The organism is Serratia sp. 22264, assembly GCF_052045345.1.
GTDB lineage: Bacteria > Pseudomonadota > Gammaproteobacteria > Enterobacterales > Enterobacteriaceae > Serratia > Serratia plymuthica.
In genome coordinates, this window is record NZ_JBQEOY010000002.1 from 12,397 (window position 1) to 37,791 (window position 25,395).

The 25,395-nt window shown below is 56.4% G+C and carries 26 protein-coding genes and 1 tRNA gene; 11 read left to right on the top strand and 16 right to left on the bottom strand.

From position 1 onward, the window contains the following. The first annotated feature begins 6 nt into the window (after positions 1 to 6). Complete coding sequence (locus tag ACTJJ1_RS10950; protein ID WP_004953999.1) at positions 7 to 1,110, top strand: M20 peptidase aminoacylase family protein; 1,104 nt, start codon at positions 7 to 9, stop codon at positions 1,108 to 1,110. 195 nt (positions 1,111 to 1,305) lie between these two features. Here the strand turns inward: ACTJJ1_RS10950 and ACTJJ1_RS10955 are convergent, their stop codons facing one another. From ACTJJ1_RS10955 to aspA, 7 genes are all read right to left on the bottom strand, one after another. Next, positions 1,306 to 1,530 (bottom strand): hypothetical protein, encoded by a 225-nt coding sequence (locus ACTJJ1_RS10955; RefSeq protein ID WP_440833667.1) that lies wholly within the window; start codon positions 1,528 to 1,530, stop codon positions 1,306 to 1,308. 19 nt (positions 1,531 to 1,549) lie between these two features. Continuing rightward, positions 1,550 to 1,625 (bottom strand) — tRNA-Phe (locus tag ACTJJ1_RS10960). 160 nt (positions 1,626 to 1,785) lie between these two features. Next, positions 1,786 to 2,361: a division control transcriptional repressor DicD gene (gene dicD, locus ACTJJ1_RS10965; RefSeq protein WP_006323175.1), complete on the bottom strand. Its 576-nt coding sequence runs from the start codon at positions 2,359 to 2,361 to the stop codon at positions 1,786 to 1,788. Positions 2,362 to 2,401: 40 nt separating this feature from the next. Next, the gene (locus ACTJJ1_RS10970) at positions 2,402 to 4,108 is read right to left on the bottom strand and encodes a protein-disulfide reductase DsbD (RefSeq protein ID WP_440833669.1); all 1,707 of its coding nucleotides are present in this window, start codon (positions 4,106 to 4,108) and stop codon (positions 2,402 to 2,404) included. Then, the gene (cutA, locus tag ACTJJ1_RS10975) at positions 4,084 to 4,407 is read right to left on the bottom strand and encodes a divalent cation tolerance protein CutA (protein ID WP_004952623.1); all 324 of its coding nucleotides are present in this window, start codon (positions 4,405 to 4,407) and stop codon (positions 4,084 to 4,086) included. Before cutA ends, ACTJJ1_RS10970 begins: the two co-directional genes overlap by 25 nt. Positions 4,408 to 4,533: 126 nt before the next feature. Then, positions 4,534 to 5,835, bottom strand: a complete 1,302-nt coding sequence (locus ACTJJ1_RS10980; RefSeq protein ID WP_004952626.1) for an anaerobic C4-dicarboxylate transporter — start codon at positions 5,833 to 5,835, stop codon at positions 4,534 to 4,536. Between the two features lie 125 nt (positions 5,836 to 5,960). After that, positions 5,961 to 7,397, bottom strand: a complete 1,437-nt coding sequence (gene aspA / locus ACTJJ1_RS10985) for an aspartate ammonia-lyase (protein WP_004952628.1) — start codon at positions 7,395 to 7,397, stop codon at positions 5,961 to 5,963. A gap of 346 nt (positions 7,398 to 7,743) precedes the next feature. Between aspA and ACTJJ1_RS10990 the strand changes: the two genes are divergently transcribed. The 4 genes from ACTJJ1_RS10990 to ACTJJ1_RS11005 all read left to right on the top strand — a co-directional run bounded on the left by ACTJJ1_RS10990 (position 7,744) and on the right by ACTJJ1_RS11005 (position 11,003). Continuing rightward, positions 7,744 to 8,235 carry an FxsA family protein gene (locus ACTJJ1_RS10990; RefSeq protein ID WP_004952631.1) on the top strand — a complete coding sequence of 164 codons (492 nt, stop codon included), beginning with the start codon at positions 7,744 to 7,746 and terminating at the stop codon, positions 8,233 to 8,235. A 186-nt stretch (positions 8,236 to 8,421) separates the two neighbouring features. After that, the gene (locus ACTJJ1_RS10995) at positions 8,422 to 8,715 is read left to right on the top strand and encodes a co-chaperone GroES (RefSeq protein WP_004952634.1); all 294 of its coding nucleotides are present in this window, start codon (positions 8,422 to 8,424) and stop codon (positions 8,713 to 8,715) included. 50 nt (positions 8,716 to 8,765) lie between these two features. Then, on the top strand, positions 8,766 to 10,412 hold the full coding sequence (gene groL, locus ACTJJ1_RS11000) for a chaperonin GroEL (RefSeq protein ID WP_004952637.1): 1,647 nt from the start codon (positions 8,766 to 8,768) through the stop codon (positions 10,410 to 10,412). A gap of 246 nt (positions 10,413 to 10,658) precedes the next feature. Next, positions 10,659 to 11,003: a DUF4156 domain-containing protein gene (locus ACTJJ1_RS11005; RefSeq protein WP_004952640.1), complete on the top strand. Its 345-nt coding sequence runs from the start codon at positions 10,659 to 10,661 to the stop codon at positions 11,001 to 11,003. A 79-nt stretch (positions 11,004 to 11,082) separates the two neighbouring features. Here ACTJJ1_RS11005 and epmB read toward each other — a convergent pair whose 3' ends face one another. Beyond that, the gene (gene epmB / locus ACTJJ1_RS11010; protein WP_004952644.1) at positions 11,083 to 12,111 is read right to left on the bottom strand and encodes an EF-P beta-lysylation protein EpmB; all 1,029 of its coding nucleotides are present in this window, start codon (positions 12,109 to 12,111) and stop codon (positions 11,083 to 11,085) included. 43 nt (positions 12,112 to 12,154) lie between these two features. Here epmB and efp point away from each other — a divergent pair, with 43 nt between their 5' ends. The 4 genes from efp (at position 12,155) to sugE (ending at position 13,699) form a co-directional block, all read left to right on the top strand. Further along, positions 12,155 to 12,721 carry an elongation factor P gene (gene efp, locus ACTJJ1_RS11015; protein WP_004952647.1) on the top strand — a complete coding sequence of 189 codons (567 nt, stop codon included), beginning with the start codon at positions 12,155 to 12,157 and terminating at the stop codon, positions 12,719 to 12,721. Positions 12,722 to 12,792: 71 nt separating this feature from the next. Beyond that, entirely contained in the window at positions 12,793 to 12,924 is a 132-nt protein-coding gene (locus tag ACTJJ1_RS11020) for an entericidin A/B family lipoprotein (RefSeq protein ID WP_006323186.1), read from the top strand. A gap of 121 nt (positions 12,925 to 13,045) precedes the next feature. Then, on the top strand, positions 13,046 to 13,177 hold the full coding sequence (locus ACTJJ1_RS11025; RefSeq protein ID WP_006323187.1) for an entericidin A/B family lipoprotein: 132 nt from the start codon (positions 13,046 to 13,048) through the stop codon (positions 13,175 to 13,177). A 204-nt stretch (positions 13,178 to 13,381) separates the two neighbouring features. Beyond that, positions 13,382 to 13,699, top strand: a complete 318-nt coding sequence (gene sugE / locus ACTJJ1_RS11030) for a quaternary ammonium compound efflux SMR transporter SugE (RefSeq protein WP_006323188.1) — start codon at positions 13,382 to 13,384, stop codon at positions 13,697 to 13,699. Here the strand turns inward: sugE and blc are convergent. The 5 genes from blc to frdA form a co-directional block, all read right to left on the bottom strand. Further along, positions 13,693 to 14,226, bottom strand: a complete 534-nt coding sequence (blc, locus tag ACTJJ1_RS11035) for an outer membrane lipoprotein Blc (protein ID WP_440833676.1) — start codon at positions 14,224 to 14,226, stop codon at positions 13,693 to 13,695. The two genes, sugE and blc, sit on opposite strands and share 7 nt — an antisense overlap. Positions 14,227 to 14,312: 86 nt before the next feature. Next, positions 14,313 to 14,672 (bottom strand): fumarate reductase subunit FrdD, encoded by a 360-nt coding sequence (frdD, locus tag ACTJJ1_RS11040; RefSeq protein ID WP_004952659.1) that lies wholly within the window; start codon positions 14,670 to 14,672, stop codon positions 14,313 to 14,315. Positions 14,673 to 14,684: 12 nt separating this feature from the next. Further along, the gene (frdC, locus tag ACTJJ1_RS11045; protein ID WP_004952662.1) at positions 14,685 to 15,077 is read right to left on the bottom strand and encodes a fumarate reductase subunit FrdC; all 393 of its coding nucleotides are present in this window, start codon (positions 15,075 to 15,077) and stop codon (positions 14,685 to 14,687) included. Positions 15,078 to 15,091: 14 nt separating this feature from the next. Beyond that, a complete protein-coding gene (locus tag ACTJJ1_RS11050; protein ID WP_006323190.1) occupies positions 15,092 to 15,826 on the bottom strand; it encodes a succinate dehydrogenase/fumarate reductase iron-sulfur subunit in 735 nt (244 codons plus the stop codon). After that, positions 15,819 to 17,615: a fumarate reductase (quinol) flavoprotein subunit gene (gene frdA / locus ACTJJ1_RS11055; RefSeq protein ID WP_122289729.1), complete on the bottom strand. Its 1,797-nt coding sequence runs from the start codon at positions 17,613 to 17,615 to the stop codon at positions 15,819 to 15,821. The genes ACTJJ1_RS11050 and frdA overlap by 8 nt, the downstream gene beginning before the upstream one ends. 385 nt (positions 17,616 to 18,000) lie before the next feature. On the opposite strand from frdA, the gene epmA reads away from it, so the two are divergent. Then, positions 18,001 to 18,978, top strand: a complete 978-nt coding sequence (epmA, locus tag ACTJJ1_RS11060; RefSeq protein WP_004952670.1) for an elongation factor P--(R)-beta-lysine ligase — start codon at positions 18,001 to 18,003, stop codon at positions 18,976 to 18,978. A 190-nt stretch (positions 18,979 to 19,168) separates the two neighbouring features. Here epmA and mscM read toward each other — a convergent pair whose 3' ends face one another. The 3 genes from mscM to rsgA all read right to left on the bottom strand — a co-directional run bounded on the left by mscM (position 19,169) and on the right by rsgA (position 24,552). Next, complete coding sequence (gene mscM, locus ACTJJ1_RS11065; RefSeq protein WP_440833680.1) at positions 19,169 to 22,516, bottom strand: miniconductance mechanosensitive channel MscM; 3,348 nt, start codon at positions 22,514 to 22,516, stop codon at positions 19,169 to 19,171. Positions 22,517 to 22,529: 13 nt separating this feature from the next. Then, positions 22,530 to 23,426, bottom strand: a complete 897-nt coding sequence (asd, locus tag ACTJJ1_RS11070; protein WP_440833682.1) for an archaetidylserine decarboxylase — start codon at positions 23,424 to 23,426, stop codon at positions 22,530 to 22,532. Between the two features lie 76 nt (positions 23,427 to 23,502). After that, the gene (gene rsgA / locus ACTJJ1_RS11075; protein ID WP_440833684.1) at positions 23,503 to 24,552 is read right to left on the bottom strand and encodes a small ribosomal subunit biogenesis GTPase RsgA; all 1,050 of its coding nucleotides are present in this window, start codon (positions 24,550 to 24,552) and stop codon (positions 23,503 to 23,505) included. A 184-nt stretch (positions 24,553 to 24,736) separates the two neighbouring features. Between rsgA and orn the strand changes: the two genes are divergently transcribed. Further along, the gene (gene orn, locus ACTJJ1_RS11080; protein ID WP_004952679.1) at positions 24,737 to 25,282 is read left to right on the top strand and encodes an oligoribonuclease; all 546 of its coding nucleotides are present in this window, start codon (positions 24,737 to 24,739) and stop codon (positions 25,280 to 25,282) included. Positions 25,283 to 25,395 lie beyond the last annotated feature (113 nt).

Consider the following 25,395-nt stretch of genomic DNA (forward strand, 5'->3'; position numbering starts at 1 on the left):
TAAGACGTGTCACGCACACTAGATCACTTTAATTACCTGCATCAGATCCCGGAACTCGGGTTCGAAGAATATAAAACCTCCGCTTATATCGCGGGGGTACTGGAGGCAGTGGGCTACCAGGTCACGCGCCAGGTTAATGGAACTACCGGTATCATGGCCGTTCTGGATAGCGGCAAACCGGGGCCAGTGTTGGCGCTGCGTGCCGATATGGATGCGCTCGGACATATTATTGATGGCGAGCATGTGGCGCGCCATACCTGCGGCCACGATGGTCACTCCTCTGTGGTGCTGACCACCGCCCAGGAAGTGATGGCGGAGGGCCTGGTGAAAAAGGGGAAACTGAAGTTTATCTTCCAGCCGGCCGAGGAACTGGGCACCGGTGCAATAGCCCTGACCGAAGGCGGCGTACTGGAGGATGTTGATATGCTGCTCGGTTTCCACCTGCGCCCGTTGGAAGAGTGCTCTCTGGGGCAGGCGGTGCCGGCGATGTATTACTCAGCCTCAGCCACCGTTGAAGTCATATTCCATGGAAAAGCAGCGCACGCCGCGCGCCCTCATCTTGGCGTGAATGCGCTAGATGCTGCCGCTCACGCGGTACAGGCGGTCAACGGTATTCACCTTGCGCCATCGCTGACCTGGAGCGCGAAAGCCACGCGTTTTCTCTGCGACGCCGGGGTCACCAACTCTATTCCGGACAAAGCGCAAGTGTGCTGGGATCTGCGTGCGGCTGAAAACGAAGCCATGGATGCGTTAAAACCGCAGGTATTGCGCGCTATCGAGAGTAGTGCGGCAGCCTACGGCGCACGGGCTGAAATACGTATTATGAAAGAGATGCCGGCAGCGATCATTGATGACGAGGCAACCGAAGTTGTCTCCCGCGCTATTCGCAGCGTGTTCGGAGACGCCGGGCTGACCGCGCCAAAATCGACACCGGGCAGTGAAGATTTCTTCCACTACCTGCGTCTGCGCCCGCAGGTTAAGGGCGGTTTCTGGGGGCTGGGAGCCAACCTGACGCCAGGGCTGCATCACCCGGAAATGCACTTTGATCGCGACGCACTGGCGCTCGGCGTTAAAGTGTTTAAAGCCTGTGTTCAGGATGTGCTGGGGTGAGCCGGCGACGCTGCGTCGCTTGATATCCATGGCACTTCGGCCGAATAATCGAACTTGTTCGATGGAGAGCCCATACCCTGAAAAGCAAAAACCCAGCCATAGGCTGGGTTCTCTAAATAGGGCGACCGGACTCGGACAACCGGCGCTTGCGCCGTGTTGAACAACGCTTCAGCGTTGGCCCGCAGGGTGAGGCCTTCAGGCCGAATAATCGAACTTGTTCGACAGAGAGTCCATACCCCAGAAAGCAAAAAACCCGCCATAGGCGGGTTCTTCTAAATAGGGCGACCGGACTCGGACAACCGGCGCTTGCGCCAGGTTGAACAACGCTTCAGCGTTGGCCCGCAGGGTGAGGCCTTCAGGCCGAATAATCGAACTTGTTCGATGGAGAGTCCATACCCCAGAAAGCAAAAAACCCGCCATAGGCGGGTTCTTCTAAATATGGTGCCCGGACTCGGAATCGAACCAAGGACACGGGGATTTTCAATCCCCTGCTCTACCGACTGAGCTATCCGGGCAACGCGCAGCATTAAACCGTATTGGGCGGGGGCCGTCAACGGCTTTATGCGTGAAATACCTGAAAAAGCATTCGGTTGCTGACTTTTCAGGCAAGGCGCGCAAAAGTACGCCCACTTTGGTTGCGAAAGTGCCTCGTCAGCCCAGCCTTTCGCCGTTCAATCAGCCTAAAGCACCGTTTCTGCGGCACTGTGCTACCTGCAAGATATCTTCCGCCAGCCGTTTGGCGACGGATACATCCTGGAGCTGGCGTTTTACCAGCAGTTTGCTCAGGCAGCCTTCCTGAATCAGCTCCATCTGCTGCGCCACCATATCGGCGTCGTCGGCGTCCATTTGGCGCAGCAGGTCGCGGGTCAGCTCCAGCGACGTCAGCTTTTGCTGTTCCGCCAATTGGTGTATCGGGTGATCCACCTCCGGGAAGAAGCTGCAGGCGGCAATAAACAGGCAGCCGGGATAACGATCGTGCCGGACGTACTCCGCCAGAACGTCATAGCGCGCCAGCAGCTTTTGCTGCGGGCTCAGGGTTTCGTCCAACAGCAGTTGGCGGCGCCAGGTGTCGATTTGCTGGCCGTGGTAGCGCAGGCTGTCGTACAGCAGCGCCTCGCGATCCGGCCAGAAGCGTTTAAGGTCGCCCGGCTGCACGTCGAGTTTGTTTGCCAGCATTTCCAATGTGGTGGTCGCCAGGCCCTGTTGTTCCAACAGCCCCAGTGCCGTATCAAGGACGTGTTCGCGTTGCACTTGTGCTCCCTCCAAATTCGGTTCTGATCCACAGTGTCGTTTACCGCACTGTTTTCTGCAAATGCGCGCTGAACGCAGGCGCATTCATAAACCCGGTGACGCGTGCGGCCGGCACTTCCTGGCCCGCGCCGTTAAAGAACAGAATGGTCGGCAGCCCAAGGACCTTCAGGTGCTTGAGCAGCGCCGCCTGTTCGGCGTTGTTGGCGGTCACATCCGCCTGCAGCAGCACGGCATCGGCCAGCTTAGCCTGAACTGCCGCATCGCTGAAAGTATATTTTTCGAACTCCTTGCAAGCGACGCACCAGTCGGCGTACAGATCCAGCATCACCGGTTTCCCCTGTGCCTGCTGCAGCGCCAGATTGAGTTGTTCTACGTTATTAATTCGCGCGAAGTTCAGGTGCGCCGGCGCCCTCTGCTGGGCGTCATTGGCACCGAAGGCCCAGTCTTGCAGCGGCCTTGCGGCGATCACCGCCGCTGCCAGCAAGAGCAACTGCAATGCACGCGCCCAGCCGCGCGAAGTTTTCAGGCTCAGCGCGAATGCCCAACCGAAGAATGCCACACCGAGCAGGCTCCATAACCGCAGTCCCCAGGCATCGCCGATTACCCGCTCCAACAAGAAGACCGGCAGCGCCAGGATCACAAAGCCGAAGGCTTCTTTTACATACTGCATCCACGGCCCGCTGCGCGGCAGAAGACGGTTGCCGAACAGGGTGACGAGCACCAGCGGAATACCCATCCCCAGCGCGTACAAGTACAGCGTGCCGCCGCCGGCCCACATATTGCCGCTCTGGGCGATGTAAAGCAGGATGGCGCTGAGCGGCGCGGTGGTGCAGGGCGAACAAATTAATCCGGCCAGCGCGCCCATCAGGAACACCCCAGGCAGCGAGCCGCCCTTTTGGGTGTTGCTCCAGCCTGCCAGCCTCGTTTGCAGCGAAGAGGGCAACTGCAGCGAATACAGGCCAAACATCGACAGCGCCAGCGCGATAAACAGCACCGACAGGCCGATCAGCACGTACGGGTGCTGCAACGCCGCCTGGAACTGCAACCCGGCGGCCGCGACCACCAGACCAAGCAGGGTATAGGTTAGCGCCATGCCCTGTACGTAAACCACCGCCAGCGCCAGAATGCGTCCGCTGCTGTGCGGCTTTTCGCGGCCCAGAATGATGCCGGAAATCAATGGGTACATCGGCAGCACGCAAGGGGTGAAGGCAATGCCAATGCCAATCAACAGGGCCCAAAGTGGCGAAAACGGCAGGTTGGCTGGCGCGGGTTCCGTTGGCGCGTCAGCGGGCGGGGTTGCGGCTGCACTCACCGCATCCAGTGGGATCACACGCGTTTCAGGCGGGTAACAGAAGCCGGCTTCCGCACAGCCCTGATAGGTCACGCTCAGGCTGGCGCCGTTGGCCGCCTGCTGCAGGGGAATGTTCAGAGCGAGCTGTTGCTTGAAAATAGCGACTTCGCCGAAGAACTCGTCCTTGTGGCTCAGCCCTTCGGGCAGCTCAACGGTGCCTAGCGTTGCCTGCTGCGGTACCAGTTTGATTTGCTGACGATAAAGGTAGTAACCGGGACGGATTTGCCAGTTCAGGGCCAACTGGCGATCTTGCTGCTTAAAATCAAAGGCGAATGCCTGATCGACGGGCACGAACTTGCTGCCGCCGCTTTGACCGAACAGCGATGCCTGAGCCGCCTGCGGCAAAAAAAACAGGCTGCAGATCAGGAAGATTAATTTAATGAGGCGTTGATCCATAACAGGTAGTCTTTATCTCCAGCCATCACCGGCAGCACCAACAGCTCGGGCGTTTGATACGGGTGATGTTGTTTCAGGGTGCTGAGCAGGGCATCTTGATGGCGGCGATCGCTTTTGAACAGCATCTGCACTTCGTACTCCTGTTCCAGTTTCCCTTCCCAGTAATATAACGATGTCGCGCCGGGCAGCAGCGTGGCGCAGGCCGCCAGCTTTTCCCCTAAAACCCGGGCCGCCAGTTCTTGTGCGGTAGCCTCATCGGGCGCGGTACAGAGTATGACGACAGCTTCGCAATCAGACATCTTCAGCCCTCTCATCCAGATTATCAGTAGGCACTATACCCTGAAGGCGAGTTGGCTAGAAGGCGAGTTTATCGCCAGTGAGGCGAGGTTCGGGGGAGAACCGGGGCCGCAGCCCCGGTCAAAAGATTACAGCATCACGCTGCCCAGCAGGAAACCGAACAGCACCGCCAATACTACCCCGATGGTGCCGGGGATAAAGAACGGGTGGTTAAACACGAAACGCCCGATGCGCGTGGTGCCGGTATCGTCCATCTGCACCGCCGCGACCAGTGTCGGGTAGGTTGGCAGAATGAACAGGCCGGAAACGGCGGCGAAGGACGCGATGGCGGTCAGCGGCGAGACGTTCAGCGCCAGCGCCATCGGCATCAGCGCCTTGGCGGTGGCGGCCTGCGAGTACAGCAGCGCAGAACAGAAGAAGAAAATCACCGCCAGCAGCCACGGATGGGATTGAATCACAGCGCCTGCGGTCTCTTTGATCCAGTCGATGTTGGCCTGCACGAAGGTATCGCCCAACCAGGCCACGCCCAGGATACAGATACAGGCGCTCATGCCGGCTTTGAAGGTACTGGAGTTGAGCACCATATCGGTATCGACGCGGCACAGCAGAGTGGTCAGCGTGGCGACGCTCAGCATGATGATCAAAATGGCATTGGTGGTGTTCATCAAAGGTTTTGCCACCAACCCAAGGCCCGGGCTGTTGATGATGGCGTAGGCCACCACGCAGACCACACCCAGCAGGAACAGCAGCACCGAGGCTTTGGCGCGCGGTTTGATGTCTATCGCCTTGTTGCCGCGCAGGGTAATCAGGCCTTCTTCCAGGCGTTTCAGGTAAACCGGGTCGTCAGACAGTTTGGAGTCAAACAGCCAGGACACCAGCAGCGACATCAATAGCACGGCGCAGAAGGTGGACGGCATCACCACCATCAGCATATGCAGATAGCTGACGCCATGACCTTCCATCACCGAAGACATATACACTACGGCGGCGGAAATCGGTGAGGCGGTGATGGCGATCTGCGCAGCTACTACGGCGGTAGACAGCGGTCGGCAAGGCTTGATGCCCTGTTCTTTCGCCACTTCGGCGATGACCGGCAGTGCGGAGAGCGAGATATTGCCGGTACCGGCGAAGATAGTCAGGAAATAGGTGACGATCGGCGCCAGAATCGTGATGTGTTTAGGGTTCTTGCGCAGCAGTTTTTCCGTTTGCTGGACCAGATAATCCATACCGCCGGCCACCTGCATGGCCGAGATCGCGGCAATCACCGCCATGATGATGGAAATCACGTCGAAAGGGATGCTGCCCGGCTTAACGCCAATCAACGCCAGGACCAAAACCCCCAACCCGCCTGCAAATCCGATACCGATACCGCCCAATCTGGCCCCTAAAAAAATGGCCAGCAGAACGATAACCAATTCTACGGCTAACATAGTGTCTACTCCTTAAAATAAGATTATTTGAAAATGAAAAGTTAAAAATTTGTGGGCGACAGAAAGTAAAAAGGCACGCTATCCAGAGGATTTAGCGTGCCTTTTAGGGCTACCGGGTGTATCTGTTATTGTTCATTTTCATCCGTATAGCGTTTGGCTTTATAGGCCGGGTGCATCAGGTTCTCCACGGAGAAGATGTCATCCAGCTCGGCTTCAGTCAGCAGACCGCGTTCCAGTACCACTTCACGTACGCTTTTGCCGGTTTCGGCGCAGATCTTCCCGACGATGTCACCGTTGTGGTGGCCAATGAACGGGTTGAGATAGGTGACGATACCGATAGAATTGAACACGTAGTGTTCGCAGACTTCTTTATTCGCGGTAATGCCGTTAATGCATTTTTCCAGCAGGTTATAGCAGGCGTTGGTCAGGATGTGGATTGACTCAAACATCGCCTGGCCAATCACCGGCTCCATCACGTTCAACTGCAGCTGGCCCGCTTCGGCGGCCATGGTAACGCAAGTGTCGTTGCCAATCACCTTGAAACACACTTGATTGACCACTTCAGGTATCACCGGGTTCACCTTGGCCGGCATGATGGAGGAGCCCGCCTGCAGTTCCGGCAGGTTGATTTCGTTCAGGCCGGCGCGCGGGCCAGAGGACAGCAGGCGCAGGTCGTTACAGATCTTGGACAGTTTCACCGCCAGACGTTTCAACGCGCTGTGCACCATCACGTAGGCGCCGCAGTCGGAGGTGGCTTCGATCAGGTCTTCGGCCGGCACTACCGGCAGGTTGCTGACTTCCGCCAGTTTTTGTACTGCCAGGTGCTGGTAGCCTTCCGGCGTGTTCAGCGCAGTACCAATCGCCGTGGCACCCAGGTTCACTTCCAGCAGCAGTTCTGCCGTGCGATGCAGGTTGCGGGTTTCTTCTTTCAGCAGGACGCTGAACGCGTGGAATTCCTGACCCAGAGTCATAGGCACGGCATCCTGCAACTGCGTGCGGCCCATTTTCAGAATGGTTTCGAACTCTTTTGCCTTGCGATCAAAGCCTTCACGCAGTTGGTTGATGGCGTCGATCAGTTTCTGGTTGGAGGCGTAAACCGCGATGCGGAAACCGGTAGGGTAAGCGTCGTTGGTGGATTGGCATTTATTAAGGTGATCGTTAGGATTCAGATACTGATATTCGCCTTTCTGATGGCCCATAAGTTCCAGACCGATATTCGCCAGCACTTCGTTGGTGTTCATGTTCAGCGAGGTACCTGCGCCGCCCTGGAACACATCGACCGGGAACTGGTCCATGCATTTGCCTTTATCCAGCACTTCGTCACAGGCTTGAATGATGACATCAGCGATTTTACGCGGAATGGTTTTCAGCTCTTTATTCGCCATCGCTGCGGCTTTTTTGACCATTACCATGCCACGGACAAACTCGGGCACATCGCTGATTTTGCTGTTACTGATATAGAAGTTTTCAATCGCACGCAGGGTATGAACACCGTAATAGGCTTCTGCGGGGACTTCACGTGTTCCTAACAGGTCTTCTTCGATACGAATGTTGTTTGACATGAGAACCTTCTTTATATTGCTGCCGAATTAATTAATAGTCAGGGAATCAAATTATGTTGCCGAAGGCTTCAGGCATGAAACGATTAACCATAGCGCCCGTTGCAGCCCAGATCATATGCTGGTTAGTAATAAATGACTGAATCCAGATCACCTTCTGAGCCTTCTGGAATCACGCTTTTCCTGTTCTGTGATCTCATTCACGTTTGTTAACTTTAGCAATAAAAAAGGCCGTTGGTTGAAATGACGGCGGGATGACCCCATTGTAATGGTGTCGGCCGTTTACCGGCCCCCCTTTTCACCTTGCCGCCACCGTGCGGGAACGTGCCGTTACTTATAGGAGAACCAGGTGCGCTGGTTACCGTTACTGCTGATATTTCTGTTGGCTTACATCGAAATATCTCTATTTATCAAAGTCGCCGCCGTATTGGGCGTGGCCATCACCCTGTTGCTGGTGGTGTTCACTTCTTGCGTCGGTATCTCGTTGGTGCGCAATCAGGGCATGAAAACCTTCGTGCAAATGCAACAGAAACTGGCCGCCGGAGAAAGCCCGGCTGCGGAAATGGTGAAAAGCGTTTCACTGGTGCTGGCGGGTTTCCTGCTGTTGGTGCCGGGATTCTTCACCGATTTCCTTGGCCTGTTGCTGCTGTTGCCGCCGGTGCAAAAATCGCTGACGCTGAAATTGATGCCGCATCTTTCGGTCTACCGTCCCGGCGGCTGGAGCCAGGGCGGCGATGCCGCCAACGGCAACACCTTCGATGGCGAGTTTCAGCGTAAGGACGACGACCGTTATACGTTGGGAAACCAGCCGGACGATCATGACAAGCGTAACGATCGTTAAAAAAACGCGGCCCCGGCCGCGTTTTTCACATTTGTCCCCTCTGGATTGCCGTCAAAAGCGAAAATTTTTTTGGCCTGGCCCTTGAAGGGGGATGGAATGCCCCCATTTCAAATCCCACGAGGCCGGTAACAACAATCCGGTGACAACCCTAAGTCTGATAGAAACCTTCTTACAGGAGAGCGTTCAATGAGTATTCGTCCATTGCATGACCGCGTTATCGTCAAGCGCAAAGAAGTTGAATCAAAATCTGCTGGCGGCATCGTTCTGACTGGCTCTGCAGCGGGTAAATCTACTCGTGGTGAAGTTGTGGCAGTGGGTAAAGGGCGTGTTCTGGAAAGCGGCAACATCCAACCGCTGGATGTGAAAGTTGGCGATATCGTGATTTTCAACGACGGCTACGGCGTGAAAGCAGAGAAGATCGACAATGAAGAAGTGTTGATCATGTCCGAAAGCGACATTCTGGCAATTGTTGAAGCGTAATTACGCTTTATCTTTCTGAACTGAACGAAACGAGTTGAAGGGAAATACCAATGGCAGCTAAAGACGTAAAATTCGGCAACGACGCTCGCGTGAAAATGCTCCGCGGCGTGAATGTTCTCGCTGATGCAGTAAAAGTGACCCTGGGCCCGAAAGGCCGTAACGTAGTGCTGGATAAATCCTTCGGCGCTCCTACCATCACTAAAGATGGCGTATCCGTTGCCCGTGAAATCGAACTGGAAGACAAGTTTGAAAACATGGGTGCGCAGATGGTGAAAGAAGTGGCCTCCAAAGCGAACGACGCTGCGGGCGACGGCACCACCACTGCAACCGTACTGGCTCAATCCATCATCACCGAAGGCCTGAAAGCAGTAGCTGCCGGCATGAACCCGATGGATCTGAAGCGCGGTATCGACAAAGCGGTTATCGCCGCTGTTGAAGAGCTGAAAAAACTGTCCGTACCTTGCTCTGACTCCAAAGCTATCGCTCAGGTAGGCACCATCTCTGCAAACTCCGACGAAACCGTGGGTAAACTGATTGCAGAAGCCATGGAGAAAGTGGGCAAAGAAGGCGTTATCACCGTTGAAGAAGGCACTGGCCTGCAAGACGAGCTGGACGTCGTTGAAGGTATGCAGTTCGACCGCGGTTACCTGTCTCCTTACTTCATCAACAAGCCGGAAACCGGTTCTATCGAGCTGGAAAGCCCGTTCATCCTGCTGGCTGACAAGAAAATCTCCAACATCCGTGAAATGCTGCCAGTACTGGAAGCCGTGGCGAAAGCCGGCAAGCCATTGCTGATCATCGCTGAAGATGTTGAAGGCGAAGCACTGGCTACCCTGGTGGTCAACACCATGCGCGGCATCGTGAAAGTGGCTGCGGTTAAAGCACCTGGTTTCGGCGACCGTCGTAAAGCCATGCTGCAGGATATCGCTACCCTGACTGGCGGTACCGTTATCTCTGAAGAGATTGGTCTGGAGCTGGAAAAAGCGACTCTGGAAGACCTGGGTACGGCTAAACGCATCGTTATCAACAAAGACACCACTATCATCATCGATGGCAATGGTGAAGAACCTGCGATCCAGGGCCGCGTGTCCCAGATTCGTCAGCAGATCGAAGAAGCAACTTCTGATTACGACCGTGAAAAACTGCAAGAGCGCGTAGCTAAACTGGCTGGCGGCGTTGCGGTAATCAAAGTCGGTGCTGCTACCGAAGTTGAAATGAAAGAGAAGAAAGCTCGCGTTGAAGATGCTCTGCACGCAACCCGTGCAGCGGTAGAAGAAGGCGTAGTTGCTGGTGGTGGTGTTGCGCTGATTCGCGCTGCGTCCAAACTGAGCGATCTGCGTGGCGTGAACGAAGATCAGAACGTGGGTATCAAAGTTGCGCTGCGCGCAATGGAATCACCACTGCGTCAGATCGTTCTGAACTGCGGCGAAGAGCCTTCTGTTGTTGCCAACACCGTGAAAGCGGGCGAAGGTAACTACGGTTACAACGCAGCAACTGAAGAATACGGCGACATGATCGCGATGGGTATCCTGGATCCAACCAAAGTAACCCGTTCTGCTCTGCAGTACGCGGCTTCTGTGGCTGGCCTGATGATCACCACCGAGTGCATGGTGACCGACCTGCCGAAAAGCGATGCGCCTGATTTAGGCGGCGCTGGCGGTATGGGCGGCATGGGTGGCATGGGCGGCATGATGTAATCATCCCCCACACTGTCTGTGTGCTGAGAACCCCGGTCAATTGGCCGGGGTTTTTTTATTCTGTGCTCTTTGCCGCACTGTATTTGATGATATTTTTGCAGCCCGGAGTGATTTAGCTGGTAAACTGATATTTCATCAGCTGTCGCTCAAGGCGTTGACCCGGTACCCGTGGCAACGGATGCTTAAGAGATAGCAACGCTTTCTGATAAGCTTGTGCAGAATTCTCAATATCATATGGGGAACAAGATGCGGATTAAAGCCTTACTGGGTCTTTCGGCAGCTATGCTGCTGGCAGGTTGCAGCAGCACCAACGAACTGTCCGCCGCAGGCCAGCAGGTCAAATTTACCGACACCAAACCGGCGGCTGAATGCCAGCTGGTGGGCGAAGTGACCGGCTCCCAGAGCAACTGGTTGTCCGGTAACGGTGGTGAAGGCAGCTCTATGCGCGGTGCGGCAAACGACCTGCGTAACAAGGCAGCGGCAATGGGTGGCAATGTCATCTATGGCGCAACCAGCCCGACGCAGAACCTGCTTTCAAGCTTTGCCCCGCTGGACAGCAAAATGATTGGCCAGGTTTACAAGTGCCCCTAACGCAGTAACGAGCAGGGTATAACACAAAAAAGAGGCATGCCCAGGCATGCCTCTTTTTGTATCTGGAACGGGCAGTCGATCAGCTTTGCATCAGATGCAGATCGAGGGGGGTTTTGCTTGGCTTGCCGCCGACTTCACGCGTCAGACGCGGCACCATGTAGCCGGAAACCTTGCTCAGCAGCGCCTGCATGATCGCGCGCGCTTCGTCGTCGCTGACCATAAAGTGCGCCGCCCCCTGCACCTTATCCAGTACGTGGATGTAATAGGGCAGAATGCCGGCGTCAAACAGCGCGTTGCTCAGCGCCGCCAGCGTGTCGGCGTTGTCATTGATACCGCGCAGCAGCACACTTTGATTCAGCAACGTGACACCTGCCAGACGCAGTTGCGCCATGCTGGCCTGCAGCTCGCGGTCAATTTCATTGGCGTGGTTGATGTGCGTCACCATCAGCACCTGCAGGCGCGAAGCGGACAGCCGACGGCACAGCTCCGGCGTAATGCGCGCAGGGATCACTACCGGCAGGCGGGTGTGGATACGCAGGCGTTTCAGGTGCGCAATGGCTTCCAACTCGCCGATTAGCCAGTCGAGTTCATGATCTTTCGCCATCAGCGGATCGCCGCCGGAGAAAATAATCTCATCCAGTTCCGGGTGTTGGCGGATATAATCCAGCGCCTGACGCCAGTTGGCCTTGTTGCCCTGGTTGTCCTGATACGGAAAATGGCGGCGGAAACAGTAGCGGCAGTTGACCGCACAGCCACCCTTGACCAGCAGCAGAGCGCGATTGCGGTATTTATGCAGCAAGCCTGGCACCACGCTGCGCTGTTCGTCCAGCGGATCGGTAGTGAAGCCGGGCGCATTGATGAATTCTTCGCTGGCGGTCAGCACTTGGCGCAGCAACGGGTCGTTGGCATCGCCGGGGCGCATGCGCGCTGCGAAGGCGCGAGGAACGCGCAGCGCGAACAATCGACGGGCTTCGCGGCCCTGCGGCAGGTCCGGATGCGTGTTCAGTGATAAAAGCTGCAGTAATTCATCAGGATCGGTAATAACATCGGCGAGTTGATGCAACCAATCTTCTCTATATGCCGTATTTTGGGTTATAATGTGTGCCATTTTTTTGGCTAAGCTACCAGTTTAAATATTCAGAGGGGCCATCATGGCGACTTATTCTAGCAACGATTTCCGTCCGGGTCTTAAAATCATGTTCGAAGGCGAGCCTTATGCCATCGAATCCAGCGAGTTCGTTAAACCGGGCAAAGGCCAGGCGTTTGCGCGCGTTAAAATGCGCCGTCTGCTGACCGGCAGCCGCGTAGAAAAAACCTTTAAATCTACCGACTCTTGCGAAGGCGCAGACGTCGTAGATACCAACATGAACTACCTGTACAACGACGGTGAGTTCTACCACTTCATGCACCCTGAGACTTTCGAGCAACACGGGGTTGAAGAAAAAACCGTTTCTGACGCGGCAAAATGGCTGCAAGATAACGCGGAATGTATCGTTACGCTGTGGGACGGCCGCCCAATCGCCGTTCAGCCACCGAACTTTATCGAAGCAGAAATCACGGATACCGATCCTGGCCTGAAAGGCGATACTGCCGGTACCGGCGGCAAGCCTGCGACCCTGAGCACTGGCGCCGTGGTAAAAGTGCCATTGTTCGTACAGATTGGCGAAGTTGTCCGTGTTGATACTCGCTCTGGCGAATACGTTTCACGCGTAAAATAAGTTTCCAAACAAAGGAGCCCTGAGTGGCTCCTTTGCTTTATCCCTTTCCGCATATCGTTGGCAGACTCTGCATGATGAAGAAAACTCTGTTGGCCGTGATCTCCCTGTTGTTACTTGTCTCCCTTAGCGGTTGTAATACTTTCCGCGGTTTCGGTGAGGATGTTCAGCACCTCGGCGGCGCTATTTCACGCACGGCCAGCTAAAAACATTAATTTTAGTAATGTAATTGTGCAAAATAAACGCGTTTTAAACAGCAACTCTCGTTAATATTTACTAAGCTTAGAAAGCCGTACTTTTTCGTCACTGACAAATAAGGACTTTCATATGCTGAAGAAAAGTATTATCGCGATTTTCTCTTTGATGATCCTGACCTCATTGACCGCATGCAACACCACCAAAGGCGTAGGTAAAGACGTGCAGGCCGGCGGGGAAGCCATCCAGCGCAGTGCAGAATAACCTGCCTTTTTGCCTCTTGTGGTATTCCACGTAACCCCCCCACCGTGGGATACCGCTTCACCTCCGATCTTGGCAAACGCCACCTTTGTGCTGCTATCCTTCCCAGGCGCGGGTATAATTCCCGGGCATTTTCACAAGGCTAAACGGGACGACCTGTTTACGCATCAGCTTCCGGGGACGACCCCATCGTAACGGAGCCTGTTCATGGCTTGGATTATTCTGCTTATTGCCGGTTTGCTCGAGGTGGTGTGGGCTATCGGCCTGAAATATACCCACGGCTTTACCCGCCTGACACCCAGCATTATCACTGTCGCCGCCATGGTGGTCAGCATGCTGCTGTTGGCGCATGCCATGAAAACGCTGCCTGCCGGCACGGCTTATGCGGTTTGGACCGGTATCGGCGCGGTAGGGGCGGCAATTATGGGGATGGTGCTGCTCGGCGAATCGACCAATATCGCGCGCATTCTCAGCCTGTGCCTGATTGTCGTTGGCATCCTCGGGCTGAAGTTCAGCAGTCACTGAGTCGTGGCTTGTTGCACCCAGATTAGTTTATCGGTAGCAAACCCGTAACTCTTGGCGGTTTGCACCAGCCTGTCGCGCGAGGTAGCGTCCAATGTTGGCGTGCGCGACAGGATCCATAAATAATCTCGGTTAGGACCGCAGACCAGCGCGTAACGATATTCCGCATCCAGTTCGATCACGTTATAGCCGCCATAAAAGGGGCCGAAGAACGAAACCTTCAGAGCAGCTACCTGCGGTGAACCTATAAAATAGGCTTTGCCTTCGCTTTCTTGCCATTGCTGTTTTTGCACATTAAAGCCGCGGTTGATCACCTTCAGGCCACCGTCAGCCCGTGGACTGTAGTTGGCGGTAACCTGTTGCAGGCCACGCTCAAAGCGGTGATCGAGACGGGCGATTTCATACCAGGTGCCCAGATAGCCTTTGCTATTGAAGGGGGTCACTACCTTGACGCCTTTGGGGGGCGTGACGCTGCAAGCGACGGAAAGAAGGGCGGAAAAAATCACGCAAAGCTTTGACCATAAACGCATTGGTTACTCCTGTATTACCGGGCTCAGATAAACAGTGTAGCCGAAAGCGAAGGTTGGCGGCCAACGGGGGCTGGCCGCCAAGGGGCTTACAGAGTGACTACCCCAATCAGAGTCACCACGCTGAGAATGGCCGCCAGGCCGTAGAACACCCATTTACCGGCCGGCACGTGAATTTTCAAATCGTGCATCGCATGGTGGATTCGGTGCAAACCGCACCACAGCGGCAGGATAATCATCAGCAGCAAGAACAGGCGGCCGATCAGGCTTTGGCAAAACGCCAGCACGCGGTCATAGCCCAGTGCGTCGCCGGGGAACAGGCCCAGCGGCAGCAGAATGCCGACCAGCAACACGATGGCGGGCGCGACAATGGCTCCCCACATGCCGCCTGCGCCGAATAACCCCCAGAAAACCGGTTCGTCGGAGCGTTTAGGTGTTTGATTTATCATATTTCCTCCGGGTTACACCAAGGCTACGGCCAAAATGATCGCGCTGGCGACCAGCGTCACCACCCACAGTGCTTTCACTATCGGCCCTGGCCCCATTTTCTCGTTGTTGACCACGATATTGGCGGCTTTCGGCGCCAGATCGAACCAGGTTTTGGTATGCAGCAGCGCCGCCAGCAGGGCGATAACGTTAATCAGCAGCACCAGCGGGTTTTGCAGAAAACCGACGAAGCCGGCCCAGCTATCCACACCGCCTTTCAGCGAAAAAATGCCGTAAATCAGTACGATGCTGAACCACACCGCCAGCACCGAGGTGCTTTCACGCAGCATATAGAAGCGATAGAAACCGAGCTTTTGCCACCAGGTCGGCGTCATGGTGCGCACATAAGGCTTACGTTGTGTTGTCATTGCGGTTCTCTCCCTTATTGCGGCTTCAGCATGGCGATCATGAAGTCTTTGGCGCTTTCCACCTTGCCCTGCTGGATGGCAGCGGCCGGGTCGACGTGCTTTGGACACACTTCAGAGCAGTAACCGACAAAGGTACAGCTCCAGACGCCGTTCTGGCCGTTAAGCTGCGCCATGCGCTGCTTCTTGCCATGATCGCGGTTATCCAGGTTATAGCGGTGCGCCAGGGTGATCGCCGCCGGGCCGATAAATTCCGGGTTCAGACCGAACTGCGGACAGGCGGCATAGCATAGACCGCAGTTGATGCAGCCGGAAAACTGGTGATATTTGGCCATTTGCGCCGGGGTTTGCACGTTAGGGCCATCTTCCGGCTTGCGGTTGTTGCCGATGATATAGGGCTTAATCGCCTCCAGGCTTTCGATAAAGTGGGTCATATCGACCACCAAATCGCGCTCGATCGGGAAGTTGCCCAGCGCTTCCACCTTCATGCCGCCGGTGTATTCGCGCAGGAAGGTTTTGCAGGCCAGTTTCGGCACCCGGTTAACCATCATGCCGCACGAGCCGCAGATCGCCATGCGGCATGACCAGCGGTAGGAAAGATCGGGCGCCAGGTTATCTTTGATGTAGCCCAGCGCATCGAGCAGCGAGGTTTGTTCGTCATAAGGCACTGCAAAGGTCTCGAAATGCGGCTCGGCGTCGCGTTCCGGGTTATAGCGCATGACCTCGATTTTCAGGGTGTTCATCTCAGCCATTTGCCTGCTCCTTGTCCTTTTTATCCTGCGCTTCGGCTTCAGCGCCGTACACACGTTTGGCCGGTGGCAATTTGGTGATCTTCACGTCGCTGTATTCCAGTCGCGGTGCACCATTCGGGTTATGGAACGCCAGCGTATGCTTCAGGAAGTTCACGTCGTCGCGTTCGGTACAGCCTTCGTCCAGGCGCTGGTGCGCGCCGCGCGATTCTTTACGGTTGAAGGCGGAGTGCGCCATGCATTCCGCCACGTCCAGCCCGTAGCCCAATTCGATGGTGTACAACAGGTCGGTATTGAACACGCTGGATCTGTCGGCGATTTTGACGCGCTTGAAGCGCTCTTTCAGTTCTGCCAGTTTATCGATGGTCTTTTGCATCAACTCCGGCGTGCGGTAGATGCCGCAACCTTCTTCCATCGACAGGCCCATTTCATCGCGGATTTTTGACCAATTCTCGTTGCCTTCCTGCTTCATCAGGTTGCTCAACCGGGCTTCGACATCACGGCCCTGAGCATCCAGTGCGCTCCCATTGGCCGGGTTGCTTTCCAGCGCGCGGCGGGCGGCGTTCTCGCCGGCTACGCGGCCGAACACCACCAGTTCCGCCAGCGAGTTAGAGCCGAGGCGGTTGGCGCCGTGCAGACCGACGGAAGAGCATTCGCCGACGGCGAACAGCCCTTTAATGCGGGTTTCGCAGTTCTGATCGGTTTCGATGCCGCCCATGGTGTAGTGCGCGGTCGGGCGTACCGGGATCGGCTCTTTCACCGGATCGACACCGACGTAAGCCTTCGCCAGCTCGCAGATGAACGGCAGACGTTCCAGCAGTTTCTTTTCTCCCAGGTGACGCAGATCCAGATAGACCACGTCGCCGCGCGGGGTGGGGATGGTACGTCCGGCGCGCCATTCGTGCCAGAAGGCCTGCGAAACCTTGTCGCGCGGACCGAGTTCCATATATTTGTTTTTCGGTTCGCCCAGCGGCGTTTCCGGGCCCATGCCGTAATCTTGCAGGTAACGATAGCCGTCCTTGTTCACCAGAATGCCGCCTTCGCCACGGCAACCTTCGGTCATCAGGATGCCGGAGCCCGGCAGGCCGGTCGGGTGATACTGCACGAACTCCATATCGCGCAGCGGAATGCCGTGGTGGAACGCCATGCCCATGCCATCACCGGTGACGATGCCGCCGTTGGTGTTGTAGCGGTATACGCGTCCGGCGCCGCCCGTAGCCATGACCACCGCATTGGCGCGGATCTGCACGCGGGTGCCTTCCATCATGTTCATCGCCACCAGACCACGGACCTGACCGTCATCCACCAGAATGTCCAGTACGAAGTGTTCGTCGAAACGCTGGATTTGCGGGTATTTGAGCGAGGTCTGGAACAGGGTGTGCAGCATATGGAAGCCGGTCTTGTCGGCGGCGAACCAGGTGCGTTCAATCTTCATGCCGCCAAAGCGGCGCACGTTGACCGAACCGTCCGGTTTACGGCTCCACGGGCAGCCCCACTGTTCAAGCTGCGCCATTTCACGTGGGCAGTTGTGGACGAAATGATCGACCACATCCTGCTCGCACAACCAGTCGCCACCGGCAACGGTGTCGTGGAAGTGGTAATCGAAGCTATCATGATCCTGAGTGACGGCGGCGGAGCCCCCTTCGGCGGCCACCGTATGGCTGCGCATCGGGTAGACTTTGGAAATCAGGGCGATTTTCAGTTGAGGGTTGGCTTCCGCTGCGGCTATCGCTGCACGTAAACCAGCACCCCCGGCCCCAATAATGGCAAGATCGGCGTTAAAGGTTTGCACTGCATTCCTCCAATATTCTTATTAAGAACGGCGAATTAAATATCTATGCTTAATATTTACAAAAACGCTTCGGGTACTAACTAATTGAACCGATTGATATTGCATAAAGACTGAGGATAGATATCTCCCACCAATTATGTGGAATTAACTATACCTAAAGTTAAGTAGAAGAAATTTGATGTGATCGATTGTTTTGTCTTTTAGCGGTTGGTTGGAGGAATTATTGCCTGCAAGGGATATTTAACGTTTATTCACCTTTTATTAACCTTATTGCTACTCGTTTGTGAGGAATTACTGTCGTTAAAGGCACCCGGCTGTTAAGAATTTGTTTGCATGCCTGGATACGAGTAGACTGCATCCCCTGTTTGATTTCGGAGTAATTACCATGAGCGAAACGGCAAGCTGGCAGCCAAGTGCACCCATCGCCAATTTGTTGAAACGCGCAGCGATCCTGACTGAGATCCGGCGTTTCTTCGCCGATCGTGGCGTATTGGAAGTTGAGACGCCAACCATGAGCCAGGCGACGGTTACCGATATCCACCTGTTCCCGTTCCAGACGCGTTTTGTCGGCCCGGGTGCGGCGGATGGCCTGACGCTGTACATGATGACCAGCCCGGAATATCACATGAAGCGCCTGCTGGCGGCGGGTAGCGGCCCGATCTATCAGATGGGGCGCAGTTTTCGTAATGAAGAGGCCGGTCGCCATCACAACCCGGAATTCACCATGCTGGAGTGGTACCGTCCACATTACGACATGTACCGGCTGATGAATGAGGTGGATGATTTGCTCCAGCAGGTGCTGGATTGCGACAGCGCGGAAACCTTGTCCTATCAGCAGGCTTTCCTGCGCCATCTGGATATCGATCCACTGTCGGCAGAGAAAGCGCAACTGCGTGAAGCGGCGGCCAAGCTCGATCTGAGCAACATTGCCGATACTGAAGAAGACCGCGATACGCTGCTGCAATTGTTGTTCACCGTCGGCGTGGAGCCTTACATCGGGCGTGACAAGCCGGCGTTCGTTTATCACTTCCCGGCCAGCCAGGCGTCATTGGCGGAGATCAGCACCGAAGATCACCGCGTGGCGGAGCGTTTTGAGGTGTATTTCAAGGGGATCGAACTGGCGAATGGCTTCCGCGAGCTGACCGACAGCCGCGAACAGCGCCAGCGTTTTGATCAGGATAACCGCAAACGTGCGGAACGCGGTCTGCCGCAGCACCCGATCGATAACAATCTGCTGGATGCTTTGCAGCACGGTATGCCGGAATCTTCCGGCGTGGCGTTAGGGGTTGATCGGCTGGTCATGTTGGCGCTGGGTGCCGAGAGCCTGAGCGAAGTGCTTGCCTTCCCGGTCGGGCGCGCGTAACCGTATATCCGTCGTCTTTCAAGCCACAGCGTTGTTACCTGCACTCGCTTACCCCAGTTACTTACTTAAGTAAGCGCCTGGGGATGAGCGAGCTGGGCGCCTAGCTGCAACTTGAAAGCCATAGGATATATTGTGGTGATAAAAGGGTTCGGTGTTGCATTGCACGCCGAACCCTTTTTGCATTATGCGCTTACAAGCCGCCCGATTCGCGCTTGGTGTTTGGCGGCGGCGTTGACGGTGGGGTGCGGCCATTGCTGGTCAGGCGCGACAGCGTTTCGCTGCGAACCTGGAACGGCGGGTACGGCAGGGTAATGCCGTGTTCGCGGTAACCTGCCAGGATCAATTGGTGGATCTCGTGGCGCAACGGCATGCGATGGCCCATCTCGGCCGCGTAAATACGCATTTCGAAGATCTGAATACCCTGTTGCAGGTCGACCAGATAAACCTCCGGCGCCGGGTTGTCCAGCACCAGCGAGCAGCGTTCGGCGGCGTTGAGAAGGATCTTGGTCACCTCTTCGCTGTTGGCCTCGCCCGGGGCAGGCACGGTCAGCACCACACGGGTCAGGTTATCCGACAGCGACCAGTTGACGAACTGCTCGGTGATGAACGCCTTGTTCGGCACGATGATCTCTTTGCGATCCCAGTCCGAAATGGTGGTGGCGCGAGTGTTGATCTTGGTGACGGTGCCGGTCAGGTTTCTGATCGTCACGGTATCGCCGATACGGATCGGTTTCTCGAACAAAATGATCAGGCCGGAGATGAAGTTGGAGAAAATCTCCTGCATGCCGAAGCCCAACCCGACGCTGAGCGCGGTCACGACCCACTGCAGTTTCGACCATTCGATACCGATCCAGGAAAAACTGAGGATGGCGCCGAACAGCAACAGCAGATACTTGGTAATGGTAGTGATGGCGTAGCCGGTGCCTGGCGTCAGATCCAGATGCTGCAACACCGCCAGCTCCAGCAGCGCCGGCAGGTTACGTACCAGTTGCATGGTGACGATCAGCACCAGTATGGCTATCAACACTGCGCCGAGCGTGATCGGATGCGCCGTTTCCACCCCGTTGACCGTCGAGGTCACGTCCCACAGGGAGATGTTTTCCAGGAAGGCGAAGGCGGAGTGGATCTCTGACCACAGCACAATCACCGACACCAGCGCGATCATCGTCAGAATCGAACGCACCAACCGCAGCGACTGGGCGCTGATGGTATCCAGATCGATCTCCGAATCATCCACATCCATCGATCCTTCGGTGCTGTTTGGCGTGTGCGTCGTTTCCTCCTCGCCGCGTGCGCGCTGGGCCAGGATGTCGGCACGGCGCTGTTTGGCGCGGTCAAAGGCGATGCGTCGCCGTTGGATTAACATCCAGCGGCGAATAATGTGGTAAATCACCAGCAGGAAGAACCAGATCGCCACCGAAGTTTCCAACCGCGCCAGCAGCGCCTGTGAGGTGGTCAGGTAACCGACGGCGGAGGCCAGCGCGGCCAATAGCGGCGCTGAAAGCAGCAACCCCCACAGCGCGGTGTTGACCATGTTCTCGCCGGAGCCTTTCTTGTCCAGATACAGCGGAATGCCGGCGCGTTTGAGGCTCTTGGTGACGATGGCCAGCGCCAAACACAGCAAGATAAAGCACAGCCGCCCCAGGGTATTGGCAAACTCGCGCTCTTTCAGGCTGTCGAAGGTGATCAATGCCATGATCAACGGCACGATCAGCCAGATCGACATCTTGTAGTACCGCATGGCGCGCGAAACCTGTTTCACCGGCCAGCGGAAGTGCACGATAAACAGCCCTTGCGGATGGGCGAAGGCGGCGCAGATCATGCAGATCCACAGGATCGGCAGCGTTGCGGTGACCCCCTTGCCAATCGCCTCCGCCACGGGGTAGTTCCAGGCGCTCTGCAGGCCAAAACCGAGCGCGGCCCACAGTACCGGCAGCGGTAATGCCACCAGAATCGACCAGAACACGGTGCGCATCGTCAGGAAGAATTCGTCCTGCGTTACCTTGCCGACCCGGCTGTTGGCGCGTTCCAGGAAGGCGTGATAGTGCTTGCGTGAGCTGATGCTGAAAATCACCAGCAGCAGGGCGCCGAAAATCGGGATCAACGTTTCTTTGCTGGTCACCATCATCATGAAGGCACCGCCCAGCTGTGCCAGCGTATCCAGCGACAGCAGACGTGTCAGATCGTGCGCCACGTTAATCGGATAAGACAGGGTGATCGGGTTGACGTCCGGGACCCAGAACAGATAACGGTGGGTGGCGTCTTTGATCTCGTTCAACGCCTCAATCAGCTGAGTGTTGGCCACTTTCAGCTTGGTCAGCTCGAGGATTTGGGTATCGCAGCCGGAAAGCAGCGAATTCAGCAGTTCACGCTGGGTGCGCAGCTGTGCCTCAACGATACGCCGTTCCGCGCTGGTCAGTTCGCTGCCGTCGTCGCGTTTAAACTCGCGCTGCGACAGTTTCTCCAACTGGCTTTCAAACTGCAGGCGCTGTACACGCAATTGGGCCATATCGCCATCCAACTGCTGCGGCTTTGGCATTTCCGGCAGCGTCGCCACCTGGGCGCGCAGGGTTTCCCCCAACGCCGACGACGAACCGAGCCACTGCGCTTGTTCGATAATGGTGCTCAGCGCTTGACGTACCTGCAGCGTTTGCGCGGCGGCCTGGCGCTGCTGCGATGAGATCAGATCCATACGCTGCGCCTGATTGTTCAGGGCAGCGGAGAGTTCACGGTTGATCTGCAATTGTTGGCTGATGCTTTTCGGCAGGTCGCCGTTTTGTTCGGCCAGTTGCTCGGTTTTTTCGAGCGCCAGTTCGGCTTCGCGCTGGCGCTGGGCGTTAAGGTTGTTGCGCAGGGCCTGCAACTGAACGTCGATCTTCTCGTGGCGCTTTTTGTATACCTCGGCGCGCATCCGCGCCAACTCCTGACGGTTGTTGGCCGACAGTTGCGCCAATTCCAACTCATCTACCTTGGCTTTGCGCGCCGCGGCTTCTGTCTGCAACAGCGCCAGAGCCGCCTGGGCATGCGGGGTCGTAGGGTTGGCGGGTTGGGCTTGCAGGCGACGCTGTACTTCGGTGAGCGAGCGGCGGGCGTCGGTCTGCTGCTGCGGCAACTGGCCGAGCGAATCGCTGATCTCCCGCGTGCGCTCCTGTTCCTGTTGCAGCAGACGCGCCTGTTCCAGCAACAGGCTGCTGGTTTGCAGGATCTGTTGTTCCAGATCGCTGGCGGGCAGGTTGTCGCCATTTGGCAGGATTTTGTTGTCTTCCAGCGTCAGTTGGCGGCGCAGTTCCTGCGTCATCTTCGGGAAATCATCGATCACCCGCTGATACTGTTCGGAGCGCGTCATCGACTCCTGGCGCTCCGACAGCCAGTTGAGGGCACTCTGCAGCGCCTCGGTGGTTTCCGCCTGATTAGGCGCATTTTTGTTGCTCTCTGCCTGCTTCAGCTCCTGTTTGAGCTGAGTCTCTGTGGGCACCGCAGCGGCCAGCACCGGTTGAGCCAGTAAACAACCGAGCAATAGCGTGATAATCAGGCGCACGGCGTCAATTCCTTTAGATCTGCGGTGTTTCAGTGGCAGTTGGCGCAGCCGGGATTTCGGCGAAGGCTTCACCCATGCGGGTGACGGTCCCGTTATTCAGCTGTGGAGCGAACTGCACGCTGCCTGGGGTAAACAGGTTGATGACCGTGGAACCGAGCTTGAAGCGGCCCATTTCAGCGCCTTTTTCCAGTGCGATTGCGCCTTCAGCGCCTTCTGCCGGATAGGTCCAGCGTTTGATGATGCCTTCTCGCGGCGGCGTTACGGTGCCGGCCCAAACGGTTTCAATGCTGCCGACAATGGTGGCGCCCACCAGGATCTGCACGATTGGCCCAATGGCGGTATCAAATACGCAGATCACGCGTTCATTGCGCGCGAACAGGTTCGGCACGTTGGCGGCGGTCAGCGGGTTCACGGAGAACAGATCGCCCGGTACGTAAATCATTTCACGCAGCACGCCGGCGCACGGCATGTGGACGCGGTGATAATCACGTGGTGCCAGGTAAGTGGTGGCGAACAGACCGTTACGGAAGGGCTCCGCCAGCATGTAGTTGCCGGCCAGCAGCGCTTCCAGGCTGTAATGATGGCCCTTGGCCTGGAAGATCTGGTCTTCGCGGATCGGGCCGAGCTGGCTGATAGCGCCGTCGGCAGGCAGCGCCAGCCAGTTGGCTTCGCCGATGATGGGACGTGCGCCGTCACGCAACGGGCGAACGAAGAATTCGTTAAAGGTGGCATAGGAGGACAGCTCTGGCTGTTGCGCTTCCTGCATATTCACGCGGTAGTAGCGGGCGAACCCCTTCAGGACAAGCTGGGTGAGCCAACCGGCCTGTTTGTCTGCGCCCCAGCCGGCCAGACGGGTCAGCGCCAGCTTCGGCAACCAATACTGCAATTTAATTTTGATGCTATCCAGCACGTTAACCTCTTGAATCAGGGTAAAGGGCGCGCATTGTAACGGTGGCGCCGCCACTGTCAACGCCCGCCCGCAACGATCAGTCTGCGGCGTCCGTGAGGTTTTTGCGAACCTTCACTTGCGCCATGCTTTCCAGAATGCGGTGGTAGTTGTCGAAACGCTCTTTTGCGATATCGCCTTTTTCCACCGCCGCGCGGATGGCGCAGCCTGGGTCGGTGTCGTGGCGGCAGTCGCGGAATTTACAACCGCCTAAATAGTCACGGAATTCGACATAGGCTTGGGTGATTTGTTCCGGATCCAGATGCCACAGACCAAATTCACGGACTCCCGGCGAGTCGATCACATCGCCGCCGTGCTGGAAATGGTACAGCCGCGCGGCGGTGGTGGTATGTTGCCCCAGGCCGGAGACATCGGAAACCTGATTTACCAGAATTTGCTTATCGCTTGGCGGCAGCAGGGCATTCAGCAGGCTGGATTTGCCCACACCGGACTGGCCGGCGAAGATACTGATACGATCGGCCAACGCCCGTTCAAACGCTTCCATGCCTTCGCGCGTCTGGCTGGAGACTTCCAGCACTCGATAACCGATATGGCGGTAAATCGCCATCATGCCGTCGACCACCTTGCGTGCCGGCGGATCCAGCAGATCGATTTTGTTCAGAACGATCAGCGGTTCGACCTCGAGCGTTTCGCACGCCACCAGGTAGCGATCGATCATATTCAGCGAAAGCTCCGGCAGGATCGCCGAAACGATAACGATCTGATTGATATTGGCGGCGATCGGCTTCACGCCGTCGTAGAAATCGGGGCGGTTCAGCACCGAGGTGCGTTCATGCACCGCCTCGACGATGCCCTTGACCCCTTCATGGGCCCCCACGCCGGGACGCCACACTACGCGATCGCCGGTTACCAGCGAACGTAACGTGCGGCGAATGTTGCAGCGATGTTGGGTGCCATCCGCGGCTTCAACATCGGCGTGCATGCCGAAACGGCTGATAACGATGCCGTCTTGCGGCTCGCCCAGTTGGGAATCATCCAGTTCCGGTTTGTTATCAGTGCGCTTCAGGCGACGCTGATGGTTCGCCTGTACGCGGCGTTGTTGACCTTTGGACAGTTTGTTCTTAGTCACTGCGCCTCACTTGAATCGGCTTTTATCGCTCGTGGCGACCAAAAAGGCTATGATACACGCTATTTTATATTAAATAACCGTTGTTAGCCGCTACGCACCGCGTATCGCCGCCGGCAAACAGCCAGCGCCGGTCGCCGCCTTGCCCACGCTTTGTTTATCTTTCGGCTTTTACGCAGGAAATATCATGACAGGAAACGAAAACAACCTGATTTGGATCGATCTGGAGATGACCGGGTTGGATCCGGAGCGCGATCGCATTATCGAGATCGCCACGCTGGTCACTGACGCCAATCTGAACATTCTTGCTGAGGGGCCGACCATCGCCGTCCATCAATCCGACGAACAGCTCGGCCTGATGGATGACTGGAACGTGCGTACCCATACCGGCAGCGGGCTGGTGGAGCGGGTGAAGGCCAGTCGCTTCGACGATCGCGCCGCCGAACTGGAAACCATTGCCTTCCTCCAGCAATGGGTGCCGGCGGGAAAATCGCCAATCTGCGGCAATAGCGTCGGTCAGGATCGCCGTTTCCTGTTCCGCTATATGCCCGAGCTTGAAGCCTACTTCCATTACCGCTATCTGGACGTCAGTACGCTGAAAGAGCTGGCACGTCGCTGGAAACCGCAAATTCTCAGCGGCTTTAAAAAGCAGGGTACCCACCAGGCGATGGATGATATCCGCGAGTCCGTGGCTGAACTGGCCTATTACCGCGAGCATTTCATCCAATTGTGATGGCGGCTCAGGCCCCTTTGGGGGGCCTATACTGTGAAAGCACTCGATTCCGCCGCTTAATTAGCCAGTTTGGCGCTTTAATCGGCAATCAAACAAAAATCGCGTTTTTTTGC